The organism is Kitasatospora sp. NBC_00458, assembly GCF_036013975.1.
Classification (GTDB): Bacteria; Actinomycetota; Actinomycetes; order Streptomycetales; family Streptomycetaceae; genus Kitasatospora.
Window position 1 is genome coordinate 3,875,729 of the sequence record NZ_CP107904.1, and the last position, 19,007, is coordinate 3,894,735.

The following is a 19,007-nucleotide window of genomic DNA, read 5'->3' on the forward strand; positions in this document are numbered from 1 at the left end:
TGCTCCTCTCTCAGTTGAGGCCGGGGACGAACTGGACGACCAGGTCGATCAGTTTGATCCCGACGAAGGGGACGACGAGCCCGCCGAAGCCGTACAGCCCGATGTTGCGGCGCAGCAGTGAACTGGCGTCGGAGGGGCGGTACTTCACGCCGCGCAGGGCGAGCGGGATGAGGCCGACGATGACCAGGGCGTTGAAGACGATCGCCGAGGTGATCGCGGACTGCGGGCTGTGCAGGCCCATGATGTTGAGCTTGTCGAGGCCCGGGTAGACCGAGGCGAACATGGCCGGGATGATCGCGAAGTACTTCGCGACGTCGTTGGCGATCGAGAAGGTGGTGAGCGCGCCGCGGGTGATCAGGAGCTGCTTGCCGATCTCGACGATCTCGATCAGCTTGGTCGGGTTGGAGTCCAGGTCGACCATGTTGCCGGCCTCCTTGGCCGCCATGGTCCCGGTGTTCATCGCGACGCCGACGTCGGCCTGGGCGAGGGCGGGGGCGTCGTTGGTGCCGTCCCCGGTCATCGCGACCAGCTTGCCGCCGGCCTGCTCCTTCTTGATCAGGGCCATCTTGTCCTCGGGGGTGGCCTCGGCGAGGAAGTCGTCCACGCCCGCCTCCTCCGCGATCGCCCGGGCGGTCAGCGGGTTGTCGCCCGTGATCATGACCGTCCGGATGCCCATCCGGCGCAGCTCGTCGAACCGCTCCCGCATGCCCTCCTTGACCACGTCCTTGAGGTGGATGACGCCCAGGACGCGGGCCGGCCGGTCCCCCGCCCGGGTGGCCACCACGAGCGGCGTGCCGCCCGCCGCCGAGATGCCGTCGACCAGGGCGGAGACCTCGTCGGTGACGGTGCCGCCGTTGGCGGTGACCCAGTTGGCGACGGCCGAGGCCGCGCCCTTGCGGACCCGGTGGACGCCGTCGGCCTCGTCGAGGTCGACGCCGGACATCCGGGTCTGGGCGGTGAACGGCACCCAGGTGGCGTGCGCCAGCTCGCCCTGGGCGCGGGCCCGCAGGCCGTACGCGGTCTTGGCGAGGACGACGATCGAACGGCCCTCGGGGGTCTCGTCCGCGAGGGAGGACAGCTGCGCGGCGTCGGCCAGCTCCTCGACGGTGACTCCCGCGGCGGGCCGGAACTCGGCGGCCTGGCGGTTGCCGAGGGTGATGGTGCCGGTCTTGTCGAGCAGCAGGGTGTTGACGTCGCCCGCCGCCTCGACCGCGCGCCCCGACATCGCCAGCACGTTGCGCTGGACCAGCCGGTCCATGCCCGCGATGCCGATCGCGGAGAGCAGCGCGCCGATGGTGGTCGGGATGAGCGCCACGATCAGGGCGACCAGCACGATCATCGACTGCGGGGCGCCCGCGTAGGTGGCCATCGGCTGCAGGGTCACGACCGCGACCAGGAAGACGATGGTCAGCGAGGCCAGCAGGATGTTGAGCGCGATCTCGTTCGGCGTCTTCTGCCGGGCGGCGCCCTCGACCAGGGCGATCATCCGGTCGATGAAGGTCTTGCCCGGTTCGGACGAGATCCTCACCACGATCCGGTCGGAGAGCACCCGGGTGCCGCCGGTCACCGCGGAGCGGTCGCCGCCCGACTCCCGGATCACCGGCGCGGACTCGCCCGTGATCGCCGACTCGTCGACGCTCGCGACACCCTCGACGACGTCACCGTCGCCGGGGACGGTCTGCCCGGCCTCGACCACCACGTGGTCGCCGAGCCGCAGCGCCGTGCCGGAGACCTCCTCCTCGGCCTGCGACGCCGGCCAGTTCGTGAGCCGGCGGGCCACCGCGTCCGTCTTGGTCCGGCGCAGGGTGTCCGCCTGCGCCTTGCCGCGGCCCTCGGCGACCGCCTCGGCCAGGTTGGCGAAGACCGTGGTCAGCCAGAGCCAGACCGTGATCGCCCAGGCGAACACCGACGGGTCGGCTATCGCACAGACCGTGGTGACGACGGACCCGACCTCGACCACGAACATGACCGGGTTCTTGACCATCACCCGGGGGTCGAGCTTCTTCACCGCGTCCGGCAGGGACGTCACGATCGCCCTGGGGTCGAGCAGACCGGCGGAGACTCTGTGCGGCGCCCCGGCGGGCGCCTCCGGCTGCGGGGCCGGCTTCTCGGTAAGGGTGGAGGACATCAGGAGAGACCTTCCGCGATCGGCCCGAGGGCCAGGGCCGGGAAGTAGGTGAGGCCGACGACGATCAGGACGACGCCCGACAGCAGGCCCACGAACAGCGGCTTGTGGGTGGGCAGGGTGCCCGGGGTGGCGGGGACCGGCTGCTGCTGCGCGAGCGCGCCGGCCAGGGCGAGGACGAAGACCATCGGCAGGAACCGGCCGAACACCATCGCCAGACCGATCGCGGTGTCGTACCAGTCGGTGTTCACCGTGATCCCGGCGAACGCCGAACCGTTGTTGTTCGCGCCCGAGGTGAACGCGTACAGCACCTCGGAGAAGCCGTGGGCGCCCGAGTTGAGCATCCCGGCCCGCTGGCCCGGCAGCGCCATCGCCACACCCGTGCCGACCAGCACGATCGTCGGCGTCGTCAGGATGTAGAGGGAGGCGAACTTCATCTCCCGCCCGCCCAGCTTCTTGCCCAGGTACTCCGGGGTGCGCCCGACCATCAGACCGGCCACGAAGACGGCCACGACCGCCAGCACCAGCATCCCGTACAGGCCCGACCCCACACCGCCGGGCGCGATCTCGCCCAGCATCATGTTGAACATCGTGAGCCCGCCGCCGAACGGCGTGTACGAGTCGTGGAAGGAGTTCACCGCGCCCGTCGACGTCAGCGTCGTCGACGCCGCGAACAGGCCGGACGCCGCGATGCCGAACCGCTGCTCCTTGCCCTCCATCGCCCCGCCGGCCGCCTGCAGCGCGCTGCCCGCGTGCTGCGACTCGGCGAGGGTGATCAGCGCCGTCGAAGCCACCCAGAACAGGCCCATCACCGCGACGATCGCGTAGCCCTGCCGGTTGTCCCCGACCATCCGGCCGAAGGCCCGCGGCAGCGCGAACGGGATCAGCAGGATCAGGAAGACCTCCACCAGGTTCGACAGGCCCGTCGGGTTCTCGAACGGGTGCGCCGAGTTGGCGTTGAAGAAGCCGCCGCCGTTGGTGCCCAGCAGCTTGATGACCTCCTGCGAGGCCACCGGACCGCCCGGGACCGACTGCGGGTCGCCCACCAGCGTGGCCACCTCGTGGAAGCCGTGGAAGTTCTGCACCACGCCGGTGGCCACCAGGACCAGGGCGAAGACGATCGACACCGGCAGCAGCAGCCGCAGGCAGATCCGGGTCAGGTCGACCCAGAAGTTGCCGACCCGGTCCGTCCGGTTGCGGACGAAACCCCGGATCAGCGTGGCGACCACCGCGATGCCCACGGCCGCGGAGACGAAGTTCTGCACCGCCAGGCCCGCCATCTGGGCCAGGTGCCCCATCGCGGCCTCGCCGCTGTAGGACTGCCAGTTGGTGTTGGCGACGAAGGAGATCGCGGTGTTCCAGGCCTGGTGGCCCGGCATCTGCTCGACGCCGAGGTTCAGCGGGAGGTGGCCCTGGAGGCGGATCAGGCCGTAGAGGAAGAGGACCGACACGGCCGAGAAGGCCAGCACCGAGCGCAGGTACACCGACCAGCGCTGGTCGGCGTCGGCGTCCACGCCGATCACCTTGTAGAGGGCCCGCTCCGCTCTCAGGTGCTTGGAGGTGGTGAGGATCCGGGCGATGTGGTCGCCCAGGGGCCGGTAGCACAGGGCCAGCGCGCCCACCAGGGCGAGGACCTGCAGCCAGCCCGCGAGAGTAGAGCTCATGTCAGAACTTCTCCGGGTAGATCAGCGCCACGACGAGGTAGCCGACGAGGGCGACGGCCACGATGAGACCTGCGACGTTCTCGGCGCTCACAGCTTCTCCACCCCCCGCGCGATCAGGGCGATGACGGCGAACACGGCGACCGTGACACCGACGTAGATGAGATCGGACATGGGCTCCACCACAGTGGTTCGGAGGTGGCCGCGGCCCGCGCCGCAGGGGCGGGGGCACGGCACCGGCGGCGGGCCGGCTACGCCAGCCAACCGCCCTCACGGTGCGTCAACGGCGTTCTTGACGGGCTCCATACGGCGGCCGTTCGATTGTTGACGGGCTCCATACGGGCCGCCGTTGCCGCGCCGTCCTGCCGTGCCGCTGCCCCGCTGTTCCGCTGTTCCGCTGCCCCGCCGTGTCGCCGTGCCGCCGTGTCGCCGTGCCGCCGTGTCGCCCGACCGTCCGCTCTCCCGCCGGGGCCGGGGCCGGGGTACTCGGGTGCCCGGGTGCCCGGGTGCCCCACGGCCCCGGACAGCGGCTTGCTGTCCGGGGCCGTGGGCGTGCGCGGGCGCTCCCCGCCTCAGGCGTGCTCGGGCGCCGGCAGGCTCTCGTTCTCCGACCGCACCGCCGGCTCCCCGCGCCGGACCGCGCCCGGGGCCCGCCGGGACGGCTGGTCCGCCCTGCCGGCCGAGGTCAGCTGCCACGGCACGCTGATCACCATCACCCCCGAGGTGAACAGCAGCCGGCTCTTCAGCCAGAGCGCCGACTGGTTGTGCAGCAGGTGCTCCCACCAGCGCCCCACCACGTACTCGGGGATGAACACCGCCACCGCCTCGCGCGGGCTGGTCCGGCGGTACTCCCGCACGTACTGGACGACCGGCTTGGTGATCTCCCGGTACGGCGAGTCCAGCACCGTCAGCGGCACCGCCACGTCCAGCTCCCGCCACTGCCGCTCCAGTTCGCCGGTGGCGTCCGGCTCCACCGCGACGGTGAGCGCCTCCAGCGAGTCCGGCCGGAACGCCTGGGCGTAGCCGAGCGCCCGCAGGGTCGGCTTGTGCACCTTGGAGACCAGCACGATGCCGTGCACCCTGGACGGCCGCACCGACTCGGCGTCCGGGTCGTCGACCGCCAGTTCCGCGGCGACGCTGTCGTAGTGCCGGCGGATGCCGCGCATCATCACCCAGAGCACCACCGCCGCGACCACGGCCAGCCAGGCGCCCTGGGTGAACTTGGTCAGCAGCACGATGACCAGCACCAGCGCGGTGGTGACCGCACCGGAGAAGTTGATCACCCGGGAGCGCTGGGCGCCGCCCCGCACCGCGGGGTCGGTCTCCTCCGCCAGGATCCGGTTCCAGTGCCGCACCATGCCGATCTGCGACAGCGTGAAGGAGGTGAACACGCCCAGGATGTAGAGGTGGATCAGGCTGGTGACGTCCGCGTCGTACAGCCAGAGCAGCCCGCCGGCGACCACCGCGAGCGCGATGATCCCGTTGGAGAAGGCCAGCCGGTCGCCCCGGGTGTGCATCTGCCGGGGCAGGTAGCGGTGCTCGGCCAGGATCGAGGCCAGCAGCGGAAACCCGTTGAACGCGGTGTTGGCCGCCAGGATCAGCACCAGCGCGGTGACCGCCTGGATGAAGTAGAAGAGGACGCTCCCGTCGCCGCCGAACACCGCGGCCGCCAGCTGCGCGATCACGGTCTGCTGGGGCGCGGTCGCGCAGTCGCCCGGGAACCCGGTGAGGTGGCAGGCGTCGTCGGCGATGTGGACCTTGGAGACCAGCGCCAGCGTGGTGATGCCGACGAACATGACCACGGCCGTGGTGCCCATCACGGCCATCGTGGCGGCGGCGTTCCGCGACTTCGGCGCCCGGAACGCCGGCACGCCGTTGGAGATCGCCTCCACCCCGGTCAGCGCCGTGCAGCCGGAGGCGAACGCCCGCAGGCCCAGCATCAGCAGCCCGAGCCCGGCCAGGGTGTCCTTGCCGTCCTCCGGCACGATCCCGTAGGCGGCACTGGCCGCCACCGGGGCGTCGCCGAGCGCGACCCTGACCAGACCGGTGACCACCATCAGCAGGATCCCGCCGATGAACAGGTACGTCGGTGCGGCGAAGGCCTTGCCCGACTCCCGGACGCCACGCAGGTTCCCCGCCATCAGCAGCACCACGAAGCCGACCGCCAGCTCGACCCGGTGGTCGGCCAGCGAGGGCAGCGCCGAGATGATGTTGTCCACGCCCGAGGCCACCGAGACGGCGACCGTCATCACGTAGTCGACCAGCAGCGAGGCGGCCACCACCAGGCCCGAGTTGGCGCCCAGGTTCCGGGAGACCACCTCGTACGAGCCGCCGCCGCTCGGGTAGGCGTGCACGACCTGGCGGTAGGACATCACCACGACCGCCATCAGCGCGACCACGCCGGCCGCGACCCACGGGGTCAGGTAGAGGAAGGCCGCACCACCGACGGTGAGCACCAGCAGGATCTCCTGGGTCGCGTAGGCGACCGAGGAGAGCGGGTCCGAGGCGAAGATCGGCAGCGCCAGCCGCTTGGGGAGCAGCGTCTCGCCCAGCTCTTCGCTGCGCATCGCTCGGCCGATCACTAGGCGCTTGAGCGCCTGGGGCAGGTTGAACACATGGGCGAGCGTAAAGGCGCCCGACCGACGTGCAAGGCGCCCCTGCGGGAGCCTCCGGAGCGCCCGGCGCGCCCGGGGAGCGGGAGTGTTCCCGCAGGTCGGAGCCACTGCAGGCGGGGTGCGCCGGGCGGAGCGGAGGCGTTTCGAGGGCACCGGGAGGGAGTTCGGGAGGGGCGTTAAGACATCGTCAAGATATGACGATCAACTCGGACAAATGCTTCTTATCCCCTTAATTCACCACGCTGGGACGGACCCTCACATCCTCATCCGGAGCCGGCAGACCACCGCGTCGGTGTGCCGGCGCAGCGCCCGGTCGATGACGGCGCCGCGGCGGTTCTGCAGGGCGCGCTGCCAGGGGTGGGCCGGTTCCACCTCGGGGATGAGGACGGTGAGCCGGTCGTAGGCGTGCTCGGTGCCGAGCCGGGCGACGAAGGCGGCGATCGGCGGGCCGAGCCGGCGGTGGGCGTCCGGGATCTCCACCAGCGGGACGCCCGGCTGCCACAGTTCCCAGTCCCGGCGCAGCGCCTCGGCCTCGGCCGGGTCGTGGACGACGGTGACGGCGAGGACCTCGTCGCCCAGTGAGAGCGCCGCCGAGAGCCCGTCGCGGGTGAGGCGGGTGATCGCGGTGACGGGGACGACGACCAGGCTGCGCTGCGGGGTGAGGGGGCCGGGGACGCGTCCGAGTTCCAGCCGCTCGCCGATCCGCGCGTAGCTGCGGTGGACAGCCTCGAAGAGCAGGACGAGCAGCGGCAGGGCCAGGCAGATGCCCCAGGCGCCCTCGGTGAACTTGGTGCCGGTGACCACCACCGCCGCCACCCCGGTGAGCAGTGCGCCGAAGCCGTTCAGCGCGGCCTTCGCCCGCCAGCGCGCCGGCCGCTCCAGGCACCAGTGCCGGACCATCCCGACCTGGCAGACCGTGAAGCCGACGAACACGCCGATCGCGAAGAGCGGCACCAGGCTGTTGACGTCGCCGCCCGAGCCGACCAGCAGCACCGCCGAGACGGCGGCAAGGAACAGGACGCCGTGCCGGTGGACCTGGCGGTCGGCGCGCAGCGCGAAGACGTGCGGCAGGTGGTTGTCGCGGGCCAGCAGGTGGAGCAGGACCGGCAGTCCGCCGAAGGAGGTGTTGGCGGCCAGGCCGAGCAGGACGACGGTGGCGAACTGGACCAGGTAGAAACCGGCGCCGTGGCCGAGCGAGGCGTCGGCGAGCTGGGCGAGGACGGTCACGCCCTCCACCGGCTGGAGGTGGAAGCGGCCGATCAGCACGGCCAGTCCGATCAGCATCACGCCGAGCAGCGCGCCCAGCGCGACCTCGGTGTGCTGGGCGCGCTTCACGCCGGGCGTGCGGAAGGACGGGACGGCGTTCGCCACCGCCTCCACTCCGGTCAACGCCGAACAGCCGGCCGCGAAGGCCTTGAGCAGCAGCAGCGCGCCGACCGCGGTCGCGTTGCCGGCCAGCACGGAGGCGTGCCCCTCGGCCGCCGCGGTGCTCACCGGGGCGTCCCGGAACAGGCCGACCACGATGATCGCCAGGATCGAGAGCACGAAGACGGCCGTCGGCGCCATGAACCAGCGGGCCGACTCGGCGATCCCGCGCAGGTTCACCGCCGTCACCAGGGCCAGCACGCCCAGGCAGAGCCAGACCCGGTCCTCGTACAGGCCCGGCACGGCGGAGGTCAGCGCCGCCACGCCCGCGGTCACCGAGACCGCCACGTTCAGGACGTAGTCGATCACCAGCGAGGCCGCGGCGGTCAGCGCCGTCCGCCGCCCCAGGTGCGCCTTGGCCACCGCGTACGAACCGCCGCCGTCCGGGAACGCCGCGATCACCTGCCGGTACGAGGCCACCAGCACCGCCAGCAGCACCGCGATCGCCACCGTCACCGGGAGCGTGAACCCCAGCCCGTACGCCCCCGCCGCGGCCAGCACCAGCACGATCGACTCCGGCCCGTACGCCACCGAGGCCATCGCGTCCAACGACAGCGCCGCCAGACCGCCGAGCGCGGTGAGCCGGTGCCTCTCGTCACCCGCGCCGGGCGCCCCGTCCGCACGGCCGACCCCGGCAGCGGTAGCAGTAGCGGCGGCGTTAGCGGCAGCGGCGTCAGGTGGCTCGGGCTCGGCGGAGACGGCCGGGGTGACGGGGCTGGACATCGGACGGGACCTCCGCAGTCGATCGGTTGATCCGATCCTGCGGGGCGCACCCCGGGCGGTCGCCGCCCTCTACGCGTTCCTGACGCGCCGGCACCAGCCTTTGACGCACCCTTGACGCGGGCTTCCGCACCTCCGAGGGGGCGGGCTGGACGGGGTGGGCGGACCGCTGTCCCGGCGGGCGCCGGTTGGGAAGACGATCAGCTCTTACGGAGGACTCCCGGCGCGCTTCCGCACGACCGGGGCATCTCAGCGGGGAGGCTGAACGGCCCGACCCCACCCCTGCCCCCACTCTGCTGCCTGATCAAGGTAATTGCAAGCTATTCGCAATAGGGACGGGCAGTTCCTTCGGCTACCCTCCGCGCATGATCCAGCACGATTCGTCACGCCACCCCGGCCCACACCGCCCCCTCCTCCTGATCGACCTCGACCACACCCTGGTCGAACGCGACGGCGCCGCCGACGCCTGGACCTCAGGCTTCTGCACCGCCCACGGCCTCCCCGAGGAGGCCGCGCCCACCGTCTTCGCCCTCCTCCGCGCCGAACGCTCCCCCGCCGGCTTCGCCCGGATCGCCGCCCACTACGGCATCGCCCGCTCCGGCGCGGACCTCTGGGAGGAGCACGTCGCCCGGGAGGCCGCCCGCACCCACCCGATCCCCGGCGTCCCCGAGGCCCTCGCCGCCCTCCGCGAGGCCGGCTGGACCATCGCCGTCGTCACCAACGGCTCCACCGACGTCCAGCGCGCCAAACTCGCGCACACCGGCCTGCTCCCCGCCGTCGACGCCGTCTGCGTCTCCGAGGAGGCCGGCGCCCCCAAGCCCGACCCCGCGATCTTCCACCTCGCCGCCACCCGCCTCGGCCGCACCCTCACCCCCGCCGACTGGATGGTCGGCAACAACCCGGCCACCGACCTCCGGGGCGCCCACGCCACCGGAATCCGCTCGATCTGGATCACCCCCGACCCGCCCCCGCCGCTCCCCCCGGCCCACCCCGCCCCCACCCGCACCGCCCCCGACACCCCCGCCGCCGCAGCCCTCCTCCTCGCCCCCTGACCCCGGAAACGGAGCACGGCCCCCGATCCGCACTTCCGCGCATCGGGGGCCGTGCTCCATCCGTCAGTAGGAGTCGGGGGTCCCGTGGGGCGGGTACTGCGGCGGCGGCGGCGCCTCCGCCCGACGGCCGGCCACGGCCGCGGCGAGCGCCAGCAGGGCTTCGACCTGCGCGACCTGGGCGCGCAGCTCATTGGTGGCCTGCATCCCGGTGATCTTGGTCCGCGCCAGGATGTCGCTCGCGGCCTGGGCATGTGTCTCGTAGCTGGCCATACCGAACTCCGACGTGTTGGGTCGTGGGAACCGAGCTACGTCGACGGTAAGCCCGGGACCCAGCACCGGCACCTCGCGAGCAAGCCGCCCCGGTCCGCGCCCGGCCCGTACACACCGGCCGACACGAGGATCCGGGCGGAACGAACCGAGGTAATCACCCCACAGCGGACCACCCCGGCAAGCCGGCGTTCGAGAATGACGAAAACGGCCCCTGATCCGCGTTTCCGCAGATCAGGGGCCGTTCTCTATCCTGTGGCTGGTGCAGGGTTCGAACCTGCGTAGCTTGCGCGACAGATTTACAGTCTGCTCCCTTTGGCCGCTCGGGCAACCAGCCAGGATGTTCGCCTCCCGGGGCTCGCCCCGTTCGACTGGGTAAACCTTACCTGATGCGAGGGGGTGCTCCGCCACCCGGTCAGGTGGCGGATGATCACCGGGCACGGCGTGGCGGTCGGGGGCGCGGGCGGGGGCGGGCTGGATAGGCTGGGGCCGCGGACGCCCGTTGGGGCGGGCCGTGTCAGTGCAGGCAGAGCATCAAGGAGACCAACACCCATGGCCGACTCCAGTTTCGACATCGTCTCGAAGGTCGAGTGGCAGGAGGTCGACAACGCGATCAACCAGACCTCCCGCGAGATCGCCACCCGGTTCGACTTCAAGAACGTCGGCGCCGAGATCAGCCGCTCCGGCGAGACGATCGAGATGAAGGCCAGCGGCGAGGAGCGCGTCAAGGCCATCCTGGACGTGCTGCAGAGCAAGTTCATCAAGCGTGGCCTGTCGCTGAAGGCGCTGGACACCAAGGACCCGCAGCTGTCCGGCAAGGAGTACAAGATCTTCGCGGACGTGAAGGAGGGCATCTCCCAGGACGATGCCAAGAAGATCGCGAAGATCATCCGGGACGAGGGCCCCAAGGGCGTGAAGGCCCAGGTCCAGGGTGACGAGCTCCGGGTGAGCTCGAAGAGCCGCGACGACCTCCAGGCCGTCCAGGCCCTGCTCAAGGGCAAGGACCTGGACTTCGCGGTCCAGTACGTGAACTACCGCTGACCCCTGCGGACATGCGGTGAGGCCCCGGTCCCGGGTTCGGGGCCGGGGCCTCACGCATCAGGGGGTCCGACGTGCCGGGCGGCCTCGCGCGTCGGGCGGCCCGGCGGGTCGGGGGAGCGGGATCAGCCCGCGGCGGTGTGGGGTCGGACGGCGGCCCCCCGGGCCCCGGCCGCGGTGTCCGCGAGGGCCTGGACCTGCGCCCTGAGGGAGGCGAGCTGCTCCGAACGGGTGGGCGCGTCGGTGCCGGGGGCCGTCGGCGGGGCCGGCACGGTCACCGGTGGTGTCGGCAGCTGGCCGAGCAGCCCCTGCAGCACGGCCTGCAGCGAACCGACCAACTGCTGCACGACGCCGAGGTCGACGCTGGAGACCAGTGACGAGAGCAGGCCCGTCACCGTGTCCACGAGGCCGCCGACCGTCCCGAGGAGCGCCGACGGGTCGGGGGCGGCGGGCAGCGCCGGAGCGGCGGGCAGGTCGGGGACGTCGGGCGCCGCCGGGGCGCCGGGGGGCACCGTGACGGGCAGCGGCGCGTCGGCGGGGCGCGCGGGGAAGCCCGGGAACGCCGGGATCGCGAGGCCTCCCGGGAGTACCGACAGACCCGACAGGCCCGGCAGGGACGGTACGGGGGCGGAGGCGGGGAGGGCGGGAGCGGCCGCACCGGGCGCCGCAGGGGCGGCCGGCGCGAACAGGGGGAGGTCGACGGGGACCGCGAAGGTGCTGACGGTGCGGGGGGTGACCGCGGCTCCGTTGCCGGCGGCGGTGGCGGAGGCCGTGGCGACCGGGGTCAGCGCAAGGGCTGCGGTCAGCGCGGCGGCCGTCCAGGTGGCACGCATGGGTGATGCTTTCCTCTCGGTACGGATCAGGCGAAATGCCTGATTCACACCGTGGAGCAGGCCAGTTGGCCCAGCCACCCGTGTACGCCGAACGGTGCACGACACGCGGCGGCGGGCCCCGACACGCCGTCGGACCGTCAAGCGTCGGACCCCCGGGGCCGTCGGGCCGTCGGTGCGACCCGGCCGGGGGGACGGTTCAGCGGGCCGCCGCCCAGGCCGCCGTGCTGCGGTGGGCGCCGAGGCCGACGGCGTCGAACTCGTCGCGGTGGGCGGTGCCTTCGGCGCTGGCACCGAGCCGGCGCAGGGCGCGGGAGATCGGACTGCCCTCAGGCGGGCTGGGTTCGAACTCCCCCGCGGCGACCGGGCCGAGGTCGAGCCGGCCGTCGGCCCAGACGGCGGCGCGCTGGGTGCCGGTGCCGCCGAAGAAGTCGGCCTCGACGCAGGCGATGGGGCCCGCCTTGGACCAGGCGGCCAGCCGTCGTTCGAGGCCGTCCGGGATCCAGGCGAAGCCGGCGGCGCCGGTGGCCGCCGGGTCGTCGTCGCCGAACCGGAGGGCGGCCAGGAAGGCGGGGGTCGCCGGTATCAGCGCCAGCCCCTGGGCCAGCGGCCGGGGCCTGGCCGCCGGAACCTCGGCAGCCGCCACTGCGACCAGCTCCGCCGGACCGATCAGCGCCTGAAGTTCGTATGACATTCAGTCATCCTGAACCATGGCACTGACAGTGCGCCCGGCGTTTACGAATCCGTGCCCGGGCGGGTACCGCTCCGAGAGCCCGGCGGCGCCGGAGCGGCGGCGTCCGGCTGGACTCCGTAGAGCAGGGTGAACGCCGCCACCTCCACCGCATCCTCGGCCGTGCTCTGTCCGGCGGCGCGCAACTCGTCGAAGACCGCCTTGAATTGAGCACGGAGCCGGACCAGCTGTTCGGGGCTGAGCCGCAGCGTGAAGTGCGAGAAGAGTCCGGGGAGGCCGACCGAGCCGTCCTCCGGGGTGGAGAAGTCGACCCGGCCGGAGAGCGCGTGGTCGCGGAAGTCGTCGCGGACCCGGTCGATCGAGGCAAGCATCGCGTCGAACGCCTCGCCCCGGGTCGGCGAGTCGGCCGAGAAGATCTCGGGAGCCAGCCGGACCGACTCCTGGCCGGGGGCGTAGCGGCTCTCGACGATGCCGGAGACCAGCCGGGTGCCGGCGACGCGGATCAGTCCGGCCTTCTCCAACTGCTTGATGTGGCGGTAGAGCTTGGTCTGCGGCTCCCCCAGGGCGGCGGCGATCTCCTTGGCGGTGAGCGGTCCGGCGCCGACGCTGTTCAGGGCGCCGAGAATGCCCAGGCGCAGCGGGTCGGCGAGCGCCTTGAGCGTGGCCGCCTCCTTGACCAGGCGCTCCCTGGGCAGCCCACCGGGGCCCCCGGCGGGCCCCGCGGCACCCGGGGTGCCGGCGACGGCGACGGCGGCCGCGGGGGCGGGGGCGGCGGCATCGACAGGTTCGTCAGCGTTCTCGACCACGGCCCCACCCTCGCAGATCGCCTTCGCCCCCGGCAATCAGCATTCACCCTTGCGCAATCGCTCACTCATCCGCAACCATTCACGGAAACGTGAACGATGACCAAAAGGTGAGTGGGTGGGGGCATGAGCACCGGACCGACGGATTCGAGAGCCGGGACGACGAGGACGACCGAAACAGCGGGCGGGAGGACGACCGAAACGGCGGGCGAGAGGGTGGACGGAACGGCGGCCGGGGCCGCTCCGGGGCCGCCTCCGGCCGTGGCGAAGGCGACCGCGGCCACGACGGCGGCGACCGCGACCGCGACCACGGGAGGAGCGGCTCCGCCGACCCCCGGGACGCGGCGGAGCAGCCCCCGCGAGCCCGTCCCGCTCCGCCGCAACCGGCGGTTCCAGACGCTCTGGGCCGGCCAGGCCTCCGCGACCCTCGGCCTGCAGATGGCCGACACCGCGTACCCGCTGCTGCTGCTCGCGCTCACCGGCTCGTCCACGCTCGCCGCCGTGTTCGGGGCCCTGCAGATCGGCACCGCCGTCGTCTTCGGCATCCACGGCGGCTCGGTCGCCGACCGGTACGACCGCCGCCGGATCCTGATCCTCGCCGACGGCTCCCGGCTGCTCGCCTCCGCGAGCGTCCCGCTGGCGATGGCGCTGGACCTGCTGACCGTCCCGCACACGCTGCTGGTGGCCGTCGTGATTGGCGCCACCATCGCGTACAGCGGTCCGGTCCGGCTGCTCGCGGTGCGCTCGGTCGTCCCGCCCGAGCAGCTGCGGCAGGCGCTGGCGCAGGACGAGGCGCGGGTGAGCGGCGCGGGTCTGATCGGTCCGCCGCTCGCGGGCGCGCTGTTCGGGCTCGGCCGGAGCGCGCCGTTCGTGGGGACGGCGCTCGCCTCACTGTTCGCGCTGGCCTCGGCCGTGCTGGTCCGCTTCCCGGGCCGGCCGGGGGCGACGGACCCGTACGGCCCCGGCCGGGACACCGCGGAACGGGACGCGGCCGCCGGGGACGCACCCGTCGAGGGGACACCCGCGGAGGGCGGCGGCGCGCTGGCCGGCCTCCGCCACCTGGCCGCCGACGCCTTCCTCCGCCCGACCCTGGCCGTCGTCCTCGTCATCAACGTGGCCTCCACCGCGATGCTGCTACCGGTGATGGTGGTCCTGCGCGGGCAGGGCACGTCGAACGGCGGGATCGGGCTCGCGCTGGCCGGGGAGGCGGTCGGGGCGCTGGCCGGCGCGTTCCTGGTGAACCGGCTGCACCGGCTGGCCGGTCCCGGGGTGCTGCTGCTCGCGGTGGCCTGGGTGCTGGTCCCCGCGGTCCTCGCGCCGCTGCTGCCCGGCGGGCCGGCCGTCGTCTTCGCGGCGCTGTTCGTGGTGGGCCTGGGGATACCGACGCTGCGCGTGATGATCGACCTGCTGATCTTCCGCCAGGTCGCCGACGCGCTGCGCGGCCGGGTGATCGCCGCCACCATGACGCTGTTCAGCCTGGGCATGCCCGCCGGGATGGTCGGCAGCGGCCTGCTGCTCGACCACCTCTCCCCCGCGGCCGCGCTCGGCTCGGTGGCCGGTCTGCTGGTCCTCGCCCTCGTACCCGCGACGGCCGGGCGGACGCTGCGCCGGGCCACCTGGCCGGCCGAGCGGCTCTGAGCCGCCCGTCGACGGTTCCGGCGCCCGCCTGCGGCCGCTGGAACGACCGCCCGGCCCGGCCCCACCGGTACAACGCCCCGCCGGGAGACCGGGCCCGGCCCCGGCCCGCCCCCGACACGGAAACCGGACCCGGGAACCGGCCCCGAAACCGGACGGCAGGTCGGCCAAACCCCTCCGCCCGCGCCTGACAGTCGATCACCCGTGCGGGTGCACGCCACATGCGGCACCCCCGGCAACCGGGTGAACTGGCCGGGTACGGCCCGCCCGGGGCCACCCCGGACCAGGCCGCTGGACCGGCCCCCGGACCAGACCTGTCGGGCCCCCGAGGAGGACTCATGAGTTCCATGGACGTGCCCTCGTCCGGTCGCGGCAGTCCCGGTGCGGGCAGCCCGGGCGGTTCGGGGCAGGGCGGGACCGGCGGGACCGGAACCGGCCCGGCCGCCCGGCAGCGCACCGGCGCGGTGGCGACCAGGCTCGCGAGCGCGCCCCGGATGTCCTGGCTGACCCTCGCGCTGATGACCACCAGCTCGGTGGCCAGTCTCCGCGCGGCGCCGACCATGGCGGTCTACGGCCTGGCCTGCGTCTTCCTCTACCTGCTCCCGGCGGTCGTCTTCCTGATGCCGACCGCGCTGATCTCCGCCGAGCTGGCGTCCGGCTGGGAGGGCGGCGTCTACCGCTGGGTGTCGGAGGGCCTGTCGAAGCCGCTCGGCTTCCTGGCCGTCTGGTGCCAGTTCGCGATGACGATCTTCTACTACCCGTCCCTGCTCGCGTACGTGGCCTCGACCATCGCCTACGTGATCAATCCGGCCCTGGCCAGCAACGGCCTGTACACCGCGATCGTGATCATGGTCCTGTACTGGACCGGCGTCTGGGTCTCCGCGCGCGGCACCAAGGCGGTGGCCGGCCTCTCCTCGATGGGCCTGGTGATCGGCACCCTGATCCCCGGCGTGCTGCTGGTGGTGCTCGGCCTCGTCTTCCTCGGCCAGGGCAACCCCTCCGCCGCGCCGATGAACGCCGCGCACCTCTTCCCGCAGTGGACCGGCCTGGCCAGCCTGGTGCTGATCGTCAACAACTTCCTCAGCTACTCCGGCATGGAGATGAACGCGGTGCACGTCTCCTCGCTCCGCGACCCGGCCAAGGAGTTCCCGCGGGCCATGTTCACCGCCTCCGGCATGGTGCTGGCGATCTTCATCCTGCCGGCGCTGGCGATCAGCTGGGTGGTGCCGTCCTCCGAACTGAGCCTGACCGCCGGCGTGATGCAGGCCTTCGACTCCTTCTTCCAGTACTTCCACATCGGCTGGCTCACCCCGGTGATCGCGGTGGCGCTGGTCTCCGCCTCGCTCGGCGGCATGCTCGCCTGGCTGGCCGGGCCCTCCAAGGGACTGCTGATGATCTCCCGGCAGGAGGGCTACCTGCCGCCGTTTCTGCAGCGGCTCAACCGGGAGGGGGTCCAGCAGAACCTGCTGGTCACCCAGGGTGTGGTCACCACGATCATCGCCCTGGCGTACGCGCTGATCCCGAACGTCTCCAGCGCCTACTGGATCTTCTCGGTGATCACCACGCAGGTGTACCTGATCGTCTACCTGCTGATGTTCACCGCCGCGATCCGGCTGCGCCGCACCCAGCCCGACCACCCTCGCGGCTACCGCGCGCCGGCGCTGGTGCCGATCGCGGTGACCGGGCTGCTGTCCTCGGCGGCCGCGATGGCGATCGGCTTCGTGCCCTCCTCGCAGTTCGGCAGCGGCTCGGTCTGGTCGTACGTCGCGATCGTCGGCGGCGGCCTGGCCCTGCTCGGGCTGATCATCCCGTACCTGTTCCTGCGGCTGCGCAAGCCGGAGTGGCGCTCGCCCGAAGCCCAGGCGGAGCTGGCCGAGATGGAGGCCGCCGAGCGGGCCAACGCCGCCATGCACGCCGACGGCGGCCCCGACGCACCGAACGCACCCGACGCACCCGACGCACCCGACGCACCGAAGGGCCCCGGCGGCCCGGACCGACCCCGCGGCCCCGGTGGCTCCGACGGCCCCGGTGGACCGGGTGGCCCCGCCGGCCCGAGCAACGGCGACACCCCCGGAGGAACGTCATGACCCGCAGCATGATGGCCTCCCGGCACCGCTGGATCTACGTCGGCGCGATCGTCCTCCTGGTCGCCATGCTGGTCACCGGCCTGCTGACCTACTCCCAGCTGAAGTCCACCAACGAGGCCAACCGGAAGGCCCAGCAGCTCTCCGAGGCGCTCGGCGCGGCCGGCTACCCGGTGCCCTCGCAGAGCCAGATCGTGCACACGCTGGGCGAGGACGGCGGCGCCGTCTGCGAGAACCCGGCGCACGCGCTGACCCAGGCGCAGTGGAAGTACGGCATGTCCAACGGCGCGGGCGGCCCCGGCCAGCGCCCGGTGCTCTCCGACCGCGAGGTGGTCCTCGCCGAGACGATCGTGCTCTCGGTCTACTGCCCGGACAAGCTCTCCGCCATCAAGGACAAGATCGACGACCTCAAGCTCCACGACACCGTGCGCAACTGACGGCCCGCAGGCGCCCCGTCCTCCCGCGCCCGTCTCCCGTTCGCCGCGCCCCGCCCCGCCCCGCGCCCGCTCCCGGCCCCGGCCCCGATGCCCGCGGAGGCCGACGACGCCCGACGAAGGCCGGCCGCACCACCCGCCCCGGAAGGAGCCGTACCCATGACCGACGAACTCGCCCGCCGGATCGCCGACCTGATGCCCCGCGCCAAGGCCGACCTGGCCGAACTGGTCGCCATCCCCTCCGTCGCCGACCCCCGCCAGTACCCGCCGGAGAAGTGCCGCCAGGCCGCCGAGTGGGTCGCCGCCGCCTTCACCGACGCCGGTCTGCGCGACGTCCACCTGGAGGAGACCCCGGACGGCAGCCACGCCGTGGTCGGCCACCGCCCGCCACCGCCGGGCGCGCCGACCGTCCTGCTCTACAGCCACTACGACGTCCAGCCCCCGCTCGACGACGACGCCTGGACCTCCCCGCCGTTCGAGCTGACCGAGCGCGACGGCCGCTGGTACGGGCGCGGCACCGCCGACTGCAAGGGCAACATCGTCATGCACCTCACCGCGCTGCGGGCCCTCGGCGACGACCTGCCGGTCGGCGTCAAACTGGTCGTCGAGGGGTCGGAGGAACAGGGCACCGGCGGCCTGGAGGCCTACGTGCCGCCCCACGCGGGCGAGTTGCACGCCGACGCCCTGCTGGTCTGCGACACCGGCAACGCGGCGGTCGGCGTACCCACCGCCACCACCTCCCTGCGCGGCCTCACCAACGTGGTGGTCACCGTCTCCTCGCTCAGGGGCGACGTGCACTCCGGCATGTTCGGCGGTCCGGCCCCGGACGCGCTCGCCGCGCTGATCCGCGTCCTCGACACGCTGCGGGACGCCGACGGCGGCACCCGGGTCGACGGCCTGGACTGCACCGGCAGCTGGAGCGGCACCGGCTACGACGAGCAGCAGTTCCGAGCCGACGCGGGCGTGCTGGACGGTGTCCGGCTGACCGGCTCCGGCAGCGTCGCCGACCGGCTCTGGGCCCGCCCCGCCGTCACGGTGCTCGGCATCGACTGCCCGCCCGTGGTCGGCTCCGCCGCCGCCGTCCCGGCGACCGCCCGGGCCCGGGTGAGCCTGCGCGTCCCGCCCGGCACCGACCCGCGGGCCGCCCAGGACGCGCTCACCGCGCACCTGGAGGCCGCCGCGCCCTGGGGCGTGCGCCTGGAGGTGGCCCCGGAGAGCACCGGCTCGCCGTTCCGGGCCTCCACCGGCGGGCCCGCGTACGCGGCGCTCGACAAGGCGATGCAGGAGGTCTACGGCCGGCCGATGTCCTTCCTCGGCCAGGGCGGCTCGATCCCGCTCTGCAACGTGTTCGCCGAGACCTTCCCGGAATCGGAGATCATCCTGATGGGCGTGGAGGAGCCGCGCTGCCTGATCCACGCGCCCAACGAGAGCGTCGACCCCGGCGAGATCGAGCACATGGCCAACGTGGAGGCGCTGTTCCTCCGGCACTATGCCGACTCCTCCCGGCCGTGATGGAGTCGTAGCGGCCCGGCCGGCCCGGGCCCGACCGCCCCGCAGCCCCGCGACCCCGCAGCCCCGCGACCCAGGCCCGGCCCGGTCCCGGCCCCGAACCCGGCCACCCCGAGCG

15 protein-coding genes and 1 tRNA gene are annotated in these 19,007 nt (G+C 73.0%); 6 read left to right on the forward strand and 10 right to left on the reverse strand.

What is annotated here, in order from left to right; all coding sequences use genetic code 11:
* Positions 1-10 precede the first annotated feature (10 nt).
* The 5 genes from kdpB to OG550_RS15720 all read right to left on the reverse strand — a co-directional run bounded on the left by kdpB (position 11) and on the right by OG550_RS15720 (position 8,549).
* Positions 11-2,128: a potassium-transporting ATPase subunit KdpB gene (gene kdpB / locus OG550_RS15700; RefSeq protein ID WP_327677976.1), complete on the reverse strand. Its 2,118-nt coding sequence runs from the start codon at positions 2,126-2,128 to the stop codon at positions 11-13.
* Positions 2,128-3,789 carry a potassium-transporting ATPase subunit KdpA gene (gene kdpA / locus OG550_RS15705; protein WP_327677978.1) on the reverse strand — a complete coding sequence of 554 codons (1,662 nt, stop codon included), beginning with the start codon at positions 3,787-3,789 and terminating at the stop codon, positions 2,128-2,130. Before kdpA ends, kdpB begins: the two co-directional genes overlap by 1 nt.
* A 1-nt stretch (position 3,790) precedes the next feature.
* Positions 3,791-3,880, reverse strand: coding sequence for a K(+)-transporting ATPase subunit F (kdpF, locus tag OG550_RS15710; RefSeq protein WP_238863773.1), 90 nt, complete (start codon positions 3,878-3,880; stop codon positions 3,791-3,793).
* Positions 3,881-4,358: 478 nt separating this feature from the next.
* Entirely contained in the window at positions 4,359-6,353 is a 1,995-nt protein-coding gene (locus tag OG550_RS15715) for an APC family permease (RefSeq protein WP_327683909.1), read from the reverse strand.
* 303 nt (positions 6,354-6,656) lie between these two features.
* A complete protein-coding gene (locus tag OG550_RS15720; protein ID WP_327677983.1) occupies positions 6,657-8,549 on the reverse strand; it encodes an APC family permease in 1,893 nt (630 codons plus the stop codon).
* A 362-nt stretch (positions 8,550-8,911) separates the two neighbouring features.
* Here OG550_RS15720 and OG550_RS15725 point away from each other — a divergent pair, with 362 nt between their 5' ends.
* Positions 8,912-9,598, forward strand: coding sequence for an HAD family hydrolase (locus tag OG550_RS15725; RefSeq protein ID WP_327677985.1), 687 nt, complete (start codon positions 8,912-8,914; stop codon positions 9,596-9,598).
* Positions 9,599-9,661: 63 nt separating this feature from the next.
* Here the strand turns inward: OG550_RS15725 and OG550_RS15730 are convergent, their stop codons facing one another.
* A complete protein-coding gene (locus tag OG550_RS15730; protein ID WP_327677987.1) occupies positions 9,662-9,868 on the reverse strand; it encodes a hypothetical protein in 207 nt (68 codons plus the stop codon).
* A gap of 253 nt (positions 9,869-10,121) precedes the next feature.
* A tRNA-Tyr gene (locus OG550_RS15735) sits at positions 10,122-10,202 on the reverse strand.
* Positions 10,203-10,417: 215 nt separating this feature from the next.
* On the opposite strand from OG550_RS15735, the gene OG550_RS15740 reads away from it, so the two are divergent.
* Positions 10,418-10,906, forward strand: coding sequence for a YajQ family cyclic di-GMP-binding protein (locus tag OG550_RS15740; protein ID WP_327677989.1), 489 nt, complete (start codon positions 10,418-10,420; stop codon positions 10,904-10,906).
* 122 nt (positions 10,907-11,028) lie between these two features.
* Here the strand turns inward: OG550_RS15740 and OG550_RS15745 are convergent, their stop codons facing one another.
* The 3 genes from OG550_RS15745 to OG550_RS15755 form a co-directional block, all read right to left on the reverse strand.
* On the reverse strand, positions 11,029-11,736 hold the full coding sequence (locus OG550_RS15745) for a hypothetical protein (RefSeq protein ID WP_327677991.1): 708 nt from the start codon (positions 11,734-11,736) through the stop codon (positions 11,029-11,031).
* A 196-nt stretch (positions 11,737-11,932) separates the two neighbouring features.
* The gene (locus OG550_RS15750; protein WP_327677993.1) at positions 11,933-12,427 is read right to left on the reverse strand and encodes a hypothetical protein; all 495 of its coding nucleotides are present in this window, start codon (positions 12,425-12,427) and stop codon (positions 11,933-11,935) included.
* Positions 12,428-12,468: 41 nt separating this feature from the next.
* Entirely contained in the window at positions 12,469-13,230 is a 762-nt protein-coding gene (locus OG550_RS15755; RefSeq protein WP_327677995.1) for a helix-turn-helix domain-containing protein, read from the reverse strand.
* Positions 13,231-13,488: 258 nt separating this feature from the next.
* On the opposite strand from OG550_RS15755, the gene OG550_RS15760 reads away from it, so the two are divergent.
* From OG550_RS15760 to OG550_RS15775, 4 genes are all read left to right on the forward strand, one after another.
* Complete coding sequence (locus OG550_RS15760) at positions 13,489-14,865, forward strand: MFS transporter (RefSeq protein WP_327677997.1); 1,377 nt, start codon at positions 13,489-13,491, stop codon at positions 14,863-14,865.
* A gap of 335 nt (positions 14,866-15,200) precedes the next feature.
* Positions 15,201-16,949, forward strand: a complete 1,749-nt coding sequence (locus tag OG550_RS15765; RefSeq protein ID WP_327677999.1) for an APC family permease — start codon at positions 15,201-15,203, stop codon at positions 16,947-16,949.
* The gene (locus OG550_RS15770) at positions 16,946-17,383 is read left to right on the forward strand and encodes a hypothetical protein (RefSeq protein WP_327678001.1); all 438 of its coding nucleotides are present in this window, start codon (positions 16,946-16,948) and stop codon (positions 17,381-17,383) included. The genes OG550_RS15765 and OG550_RS15770 overlap by 4 nt, the downstream gene beginning before the upstream one ends.
* 156 nt (positions 17,384-17,539) lie before the next feature.
* A complete protein-coding gene (locus OG550_RS15775; protein WP_327678003.1) occupies positions 17,540-18,892 on the forward strand; it encodes a dipeptidase in 1,353 nt (450 codons plus the stop codon).
* Positions 18,893-19,007: the final 115 nt, after the last annotated feature.